The organism is Paenibacillus maysiensis (genome assembly GCF_000520815.1).
Classification (GTDB): Bacteria; Bacillota; Bacilli; order Paenibacillales; family Paenibacillaceae; genus Paenibacillus; species Paenibacillus maysiensis.
This window is the reverse complement of record NZ_ASRY01000106.1, coordinates 1-8,203: the sequence shown is the minus strand read 5'-3', so window position 1 is coordinate 8,203 and position 8,203 is coordinate 1. Positions and strand designations below refer to the sequence as shown.

At 61.6% G+C, this 8,203-nt stretch carries 2 protein-coding genes; both read right to left on the bottom strand.

What is annotated here, in order from left to right; translation table 11 throughout:
* Positions 1-5,368 (bottom strand): SDR family NAD(P)-dependent oxidoreductase (locus tag L696_RS0107275; RefSeq protein WP_025683052.1); only part of this gene is annotated, 5,368 nt, incomplete at its 3' end.
* 92 nt (positions 5,369-5,460) lie between these two features.
* The coding region (locus tag L696_RS0107270; RefSeq protein WP_025683051.1) for an SDR family NAD(P)-dependent oxidoreductase at positions 5,461-8,203 on the bottom strand (2,743 nt) is incomplete at its 5' end.

Here is an 8,203-nt window from a genome sequence, read left to right as displayed (position 1 = left end):
CCTGCCCCGGATTGCCGAGGCAGCCGGCCACAGCGGAGAACAGCACGAAGAAGTCCAGCGGCAGCCCGATGCTCGAACGGTCGAGGTGGACCAATCCGCTCACTTTGGGAGCCAGCACCTCCTGCATCTCCTGCCCGGTCTTGCGGATGATGAAGTTGTCGCGGATCACGCCCGCTCCGTGCAGGATGCCTTGGAGGGTGCCATAGCGCGCCCGGATCTCCTCAAACAGTCCGGCGACCGCCTCTTCCCGCGTCACATCGACCTGCTGGTACTCGATGTGTGCGCCGAGGTCCTTCAACTCCTGCAGAGCCGCTTGCTGCTGCAGGCCCAAGGGGGAGCGGCCGGTGAGGATCAGTCGCGGAGCCTTGACTTGGCTTGCGATCTCTTTGGCAAAAATCAGGCCGAGTCCTCCCGCACCGCCGGTCAGAAGGTAGACGCCGCCATCGCGCCACGGGATGTGGAACGCCTGCTGCGAGACTTCCGCCACATCCCAAGAAGCGACCCAGCGCTGCCCGTATCGGTAGCGGATGCGGGCATCTTGCAGGGAATGGCGATTTTCCAAAAGCTTGTGTTCCAATCCTGCCGTGTCCTCGACCTCGATCAGCTGCGCGATCAGGTTCGGGTTCTCGCGGCGGGCGGTGCGAAGCAGTCCGGCAAGGCCGCTGAAGACCTGACCTTCTCCGTCGGCAGGCACCACGACTTGCACCAGCGCCTTGCCCTGTGGCTTGCTGCGCAGAAGGGTCTGAATCTCTTCGAACACGCGCACCGCATACGCTTGGTAGCGCTCGGCGATGTCCTGACGATCCGACTGCAGCGCCACGACCTGTCCGCCGAGCACGAGAGGTGCCGTCAGCTCGCAGAGCAGCACCAGATGCTGCGACAGGGCAGGAAGGGCCGTCTTCTGCGCGATGCCCTGCTGCTTCCAGCTCGGCTGCAGCAAGTGCGCTCCCTGCGTGCGCCCCCCTGCTCCCTCTTCCAGCACGCGCGAGGTGTAGCCTTTCAAGCGCACGCGCACCTGACCATTTTCGTCACACGCGTCCACGTCGAACTTTTGCACCTTGTCTTCCGCTGTGCTGCCTTCGCTGCGGCGCACCACGGCCCACATCGAGGGCGTGCACGGGCCGTAGATCTCGACTTCCTCCAACGCGAAGGGCACAAGCGGCTTGAATGACGCAGTGCCGAGCATAAGGCCGATCGCGGCCTGCAGCGCCGCGTCCATGAGGCTCGGGTGCAGAACGTAGCGGCTCTCTGTGTCAGCCACGCAATCGGGCAGCGACAACTTCGCCAGCACCTGCCCCGTTCCGATCGACAGGCTCTCGATCCCTTGGTGTGCCGGCCCGTAGTCCAGCCCGGCTTGGCGGAAGAGCTCGTACAGCTCGGAAGCGCTGATTCGGTTCTGCGAGCAGGCCGTCTGCAGAGTGGCGAGATCGACGGCAGGAGCATCTGCCTTACCCAAGCGTCTCGCCCGGCCTTGGCTGTGTACGACAGCCCCCCGCCCGTCTTTGACTTCAAAGGAAATCGCCTCGGCCTCTTCCGCCCGCAGCCCGACCTGGACCTCAACCGGCCCGTTCCCTGCGAGGATCGGGCTTGCGAAGCCCACATGCTGCAAGCGCCATGCGCTGCCTTCTTCGCTCGCTCCTGCCGCCAGCTCAAGAGCTGCGCGGACCATTTCGAGATGGGCCACGCCCGGCAGAATCCGCTGTCCGTTGATCACATGATCGGCAAGGAAGAACTCTTTTCCTGTAAAAACAGACGCATAGCGCTGCTCTTCCAGCACCGAAATGTTTTCGTGCAGTAACGGATGCAGCGCGCGGGAGTTTGTGTCGCCCGCCTTCGCGACAGACTGCGCCGAACCCTCCGGCTTCCAATACCGCTCCTTGGCAAACGGATATGTCGGCAGCGGGATGCGCGCATAGGGCAGCCCTTCAAACAGGCGTCCATACTCCAGCGCATAGCCTTGTGCATACAGATCGGCCACGGCCGCGAGCTGTTCGAGCAGGTCTGCCCCTTGGGCAGCATGGCGACAGTTTTCGATGAACTGGTTGCCGTAGCGTTTGAGCGACGGCTGTTCCCGAAGTTCGTTCTCAAGCAATTCGCCGTGATGCACACCGGCGACTTTTCCCGTCTCCAGCCATTTTTGCAGCGACTTGACCAGTTCCGGCACATCGCGCACCACGCAGGCCAAGCGGTGAGGCAGATGCCTGCGCCCGACGAGCAAGATGTAGCTGATGTTGCCGCAGTCCGCATTCGGTTCCTGCTCGCAGAAGGCGATCAGATTCTGCACCTGCTTGCGAAGCTGTTCGGCGGTGCGAGCGGACAGCACGATCAGATGCCCAGCTCTGTCAATCGGCGTCCGAACGGTCTGCGGCGCTTCCTCGATCACCATATGCGCGTTGGTGCCGCTGAACCCGAAGGCGCTGATCGCCGCGCGGCGCTTGCTCCCCGGCTCGATGCTCCAGTCCCGCAGCTTGGTGTTCACATAGAACGGGCTGCCTTGATGCTCGATGTTTGCATTCCACGCATCAAAATGAAGCGAGGGCGGCAGTTGCTTGTGTTCCAGCGCGAGCAGGATTTTGAGCACCCCGGCGACCCCGGCCGCCGCAGCTGCGTGTCCGATGTTCGTTTTGATCGAACCGATCGCGCAGTATTCCTTGCGATCCGTGTAGGCGCGGAAGGCGCGGGTCAAGGCGTCGAACTCGATCGGATCGCCGAGCTTCGTTCCGGTGCCGTGCGCTTCGACCAGTTGAATCTGCTCCGGGTTGATCCCATGCGTCTCATAGACTTTGCGCTCCAGACGCTCTTGCGAATTGGCGCTGGGAGCGGTGATTCCGTTCGTCGTGCCGTCCTGGTTGAGCGCTGAGCCTCGAATCACGCCATAGATATGATCTCGGTCGGCGAGCGCGTCTTTCAGTCGTTTGAGGACGACGACCCCCACGCCTTCTCCCGGCACGAATCCGTTCGCCTGGTCATCGAACGTGTGACAGCGCCCCGTCGCCGAGAGCATGCTCGCACGCTCTGCCGTCAAGTGGAAACGAGGCGTGCTCTGGATGAAAACGCCGCCGGCCAGCGCCATGTCCGTCTCCCCCGACCACAACCCTTGGCAAGCCAAGTGGATGGAGACGAGCGAACTCGAACAAGCCGTGTCGACCGCGACCGCCGGGCCTTGAAGGTCTAGGAAATACGAGATGCGCGCCGGAATCACAGAGGCGGCGTTGCCCCACATCGCTTGTGCCGGTGCCTGTTCAACCATCGACTGCTGGTAGTCGCCTCCGTTGATCCCGACATACACCCCGCAGGAGGCTCCTTTGACCGCGTCGCCGGCATAACCGGCCACTTCGAGCGCTTTCCAAGACTCTTCGAGGAAAATGCGCTGCTGTGGGTCCATGTACGTCGCTTCAACGCCCGAGATGTGGAAGAACAGCGGATCGAAGCGGTCGATGTCATCGAGGAAGCCGCCTTCGTTGCAAAAGCGTGCTCCCTCCGCATGATAAGAGCGAAGATCCCATCGCGTCACCGGGCCAACGAGATCGTCTCCGTTCGCCAGATGCTCCCACAGCTCGCCCAAGTCCCCCGACTTCGGAAAACGCCCGCTCATGCCGACGATCGCAATCGCATTAAGATCTCCGCCTTGTTCGGAGATCTTTTTCCCCGCATCGTCTCGACCGTCAACTCGACCGCCTTCTCGAGCACTTTCGCGAGCGCCTTGCTGAACGTCAGCTTGAGCTCTTGCCGTTTGCACCAATGTTGCTGCCGATGCAATTGTATTTGCAATTGCAGGGTCATTTGCGATTGCAGTCGCTGAGGTCGTCGCCGATGTTTGAGGCTTGGCGGGAGCGAACGCTGTGGCAAGCGCTTCTTTGTATTGCCGGAGCATGTAGGAAGCGAGTTGGTTGACCGAGCTGTAATCGAACAAGTTCGTCGTCTTCAACCCGACCGGCAGCTTGTCGTTCAGCGCCTGCACCAGATGAACACCCGTGATCGAATCCAGACCGTAATCGGCAAACGACTTATCGGAATCAATCCGATCCCGATCCACTTTTAACGAAGAGACGAGCTGGTCCTTGATCGCCTCCTTCACCCGCTCCTCGATCAGCGCTTCCGTCACCTCGGAGGCCGGAGCCTCGCCCGCTTCTCTCGACACAACGAGGGTCTCCGTTTTCGGCGACTTCGCTGCGGTAGAGGCCACCGTCGGCCCTTGCCCCTGTTTCTGTCGCACCACCCCGTCGCTTTCCGCCACGATGATCTGCTGGCCGAGATCGTGCGCCTTTTGCGCCGGATGATCGACCGCGCGGAATCCTTCCGCTTTCAGCACCGAGGACCAGGCCTCCGGAGACAAGCCCGGGCAACCCGGCATGCGCAGCTCCGCATCCTCATACCGCCACCATCCATCGAGCAGGCCAAAGGTCAGGTGCGTGAACACCGAATTGCTGCTCATCTCGTTGAGCAGCAGCAGGCCGTTTTTTGCTAAAACAGCCTTGGCATTGCGCAAGGTCTGGCGAATGTTCTTGGTGGCATGTAGGCAGTTGGTCGCCAACACGAGGTCATACGCCCCCGCGTCCAGTCCCTGCCCGGCGATCGGCTCCTCCACATTGAACACTCGATAGGTCAGATACGGAGCCTTCGGAGCATACTCCCGTTCGGCATGGAGCAAAAACGCCTTGGAGATGTCCGTGTAGCAATATTCTTCGACGTGCTGCTGATAAGGTTGTAGCTTGTCAAACACCATCGCGCTCGTCCCGCCGGTTCCGGCTCCGATCTCCAAGATGCGGATGCGCGCCGCCGGTTCGTTTTTCAAACCCTCCTGCAGGTAGAGGACCACCGTGTCGGCCAGCACTTCGTTAAAGCCGTCGGAGATCGCGTTGTTTTTATACACGCCTTCCACCAGCTTCATCGAGGCATCAGGGAACAGGATGTCCGTCGCCGCCCGCTTGCCCGTCAGAATGTCCGGCAGTGCGCGCATCGTCGTCTCGACCAGCACGACCTGCGCCTTGAGTTCCGCTTTTTCCAGCCAGCGAGACTTTCTCGCCTCCCACTCCTGCCAGAGCGTTTCCGACGATGCGTCGAAGCTGAGATGCGCATAACGGGTCAAGAGAGCGAGGCTTTCTTCGTACCACTTGTTATATAAGTCAGCCAACCCGCGAGCCGGGTTCTTGGCCGAATGCAGTCCCAGTTCGCGCAGGTGCGCCCCGAGCAGACGACAGAGGAGTTCATCCAGTTCCTCGCGATCACGGCTGCCTTCCGCCCAGACGCGAAGGAGGGTGGCGTCATCAGACACGAACTCCTTGCGGATCTGTTTCACAATGGAGGGATGCTTCTGCGGATAGACGGTGATGATGTCTCCTGCTCTTGTCCCTAGATACCGGTTCATGATCTTGCCCCCTCAAGTCAGGTGATTTGCTTTCCTATCTTTTGCATAAAAAAAAGCCCCCCTTCCCGGACAGGAAGAGGAGCGCTTTTCATCTAGTTCAAAATCTTCATCAGTGCCATCTGACCCATCGGACCTGCCAGCAGCGCCTCCAGCGCCTGCATGCCCTCAGGCGGCTCGATCGAGCCGATCCCCGCCTGGGTCATGCGTTCCTGATAGGCCGGAGATGCGACGACCCCGACCGAGCCCCAGTAGCCCCAGTTCATCACTTTCACGGCACAAGGCCATTCCTGTGCGAGCCGGTGCGCAAACGCGTCGGTAAAGGTGCAGCCGGCCACATAGTTGCTCTGGCCTGCCGCTTTGAGAAACGCGTTCACCGAGGAGAAGATCATCACGAAGTCGAGCAGTTCTTCGCCAAACACCTGCGCCATGCGGACGCTGACATCCACCTTGGCTGCGAGCGAGGCGCGGAACTGCTCCTCCTCCATGTTGGCCAGGCTGCTGTCCGCCAGCACGATCGCGGAGTGTACGATCCCGTCGACCTGTCCGTAGCGAGCCTTGATCTCCTCATAGGCGCGCTCCAGCGACTGTCGATCCGTCGCATCCGCCGCGATGTAGTGCGGTGCAGGCCCCAGCTTGGACAGGGCGATCCGCTTGGCTTCAATCGCGGCATCCTGCGAACGGCGGCCGATCCAGACGATCTGCGCCGCGTAAGTACGGATCATGTACTCGCTCCAGACTTCGCCGATGCCGCCGGCCCCGCCGATCACCACGTATACGCCGCCCGGCTTGTAGATCGTCTGATCCGGCTGTGGGCAACTCAGCTCCGCCAGTTGCTGGCGATGCCATTGCCGTCCTCGATAGACCCATGCATCCCCTTGCGGGTCTGCCGGGATCGTGAACAGGTCGGGCAGCGGCCATGCCTCCTCTGCGTCCAGATCGACCAGGCGAATGTTCCAGTTCGGATACTCCTTGGCCATCGAACCGATCAGGCCATGCAAGCCGGCGTGAACCGGGTTGACCGCCTCTTCGCGGTGCAGAGCCTGCGTCTGCGTCGTCAGCACCGTCCAGCCAAGGCTTCGAGCTCCGTACCCGAGATCGAGCACCGCTTTGATCAGGCGGAAGGCGAGCAGAACCCCTTCGTGCTGCCCGGCGATCACCGCCTCCAGCTCCAGCCCGTCAGAAGAATGGTCGGGCGCGATCCAGAAAATGTGATCGAGCGCACCGCGCGCCTGCAGCTTGCTGGCGATGGCCTCCACGCTCTCTCCCGGCTTGATGTCAAGTTCGCGCGCGTTCGGCAGATACTGCCGTATCGCTTGCTGCTGCTCCGGCGTGCCACCTACGATGGCGATCTGATCGAGCGGGGATGGGTGCAAGTGGCCTCGCTCCAAGGGAACCGCATCCCAGATAGGAACCAGACTCACAACCTCGCCTTGCTCATCGTGCAGAAGGTTCGCTTCTGAGCTTGAAGTCTGCGGTGCAAAGGAAGCCACTCCCGGATTCTCCATCAGTGGCTCCACCCAGCAGCGCTGCTTGGCGAACGGGTAGGTCGGCAGGGAGATGCGTCGCGGTCTGTTTCCTTCGTAGAGCCGGCTCCAGTCAAACACCAATCCTTTGACCCACAGGTCGAGCAACTTCGCATATTTGCGCTTGCTCACCCACGCCTCGATCGCCGCCTGCAAGTCTTCATCGGCCGCAAACAAGGACAGGGTCTCTTTGTTGCCTTTGAGCTGACCACGGTACAAGCCGTCGATGCCGTCCTCCCCATTCAGGAAGCCCGCCAGCTTTTCCACCAACTCCCCGACGCTCGAAGCCGTCAGGCCCAACCGCTCCTCCATCGCTTCTCGTCCGACCTGCAAGGTGTAGACGAGATCGACGAGGTCGGCTTCGGTGAACGCTTCCTCTTGCAAAACGGTCAGGAGATGCCTTGCCTGCTCGATCAGGCGCGGCTCTTCTTGGGCCGACAGCACAACGACCGCCGGGTTCTCTGCGGTGACCTTCCGCTGCACGCGAACCTCCGCTTCGGGAACGTATTCCTCCAGCAAGAGGCAGGCATTGGAACCACCCGCGCCAAAGCTGCTTACAGTTGCTCTCCTCGGCACTTCCCGCCCGTCGATCACCGGCCGCTTCCATTCCGCCAGCTCCTGCTGGACGACGAACGGCGTGCGGTCAAAGTCGATGTGCGGGTTGAGCACGGCTGAATGCAGAGAAGGCACGAGCTGACGATGTTTCATTTGCAACAGCACCTTCGTCAGACCGGCGATGCCCGCGGCGCTCTCCGAGTGCCCGATGTTCGATTTGACCGAACCGATCGCGCACTTCTGCCCGCCGACACGCGATTCTTGGAAGACCTTGGTGAGACCGACGATCTCAATCGGGTCGCCCAGCGACGTTCCGGTGCCGTGCGCTTCCACATAGGAGAGCGTGCCCGGATCGATGCCGGCCTCTTTAAAGGCGCGGCCGACCACGCTCGCCTGCGCGTTCGGGTTCGGGACCGTATAGCCGTTGGTCTTGCCGCCGTGGTTGATGGCGGTCGCTTTCAGCACGCCGTAGATCTGGTCTCCGTCTTCCAGCGCTTTGGCCAGCGGCTTGAGCAGCACAGCGCCCACGCCTTCGCCCGGCACATATCCGTCGCCGCCTTCGCCAAAGCTCTCGCAGCGCCCTTTGCTCGACGCGAAGTTGTTCTGCCCGAGCAGCAGGTACTTGTTCGGGTGCACCGACACGTTGACGCCGCCGGCAATCGCCACCTCGCACCCGCCATGCAGCAAGCTCTGGCAAGCCAGATGAATCGCGGTCAAGGACGAAGAGCACATCGTGTCGACCGCCAGGCTCGGCCCG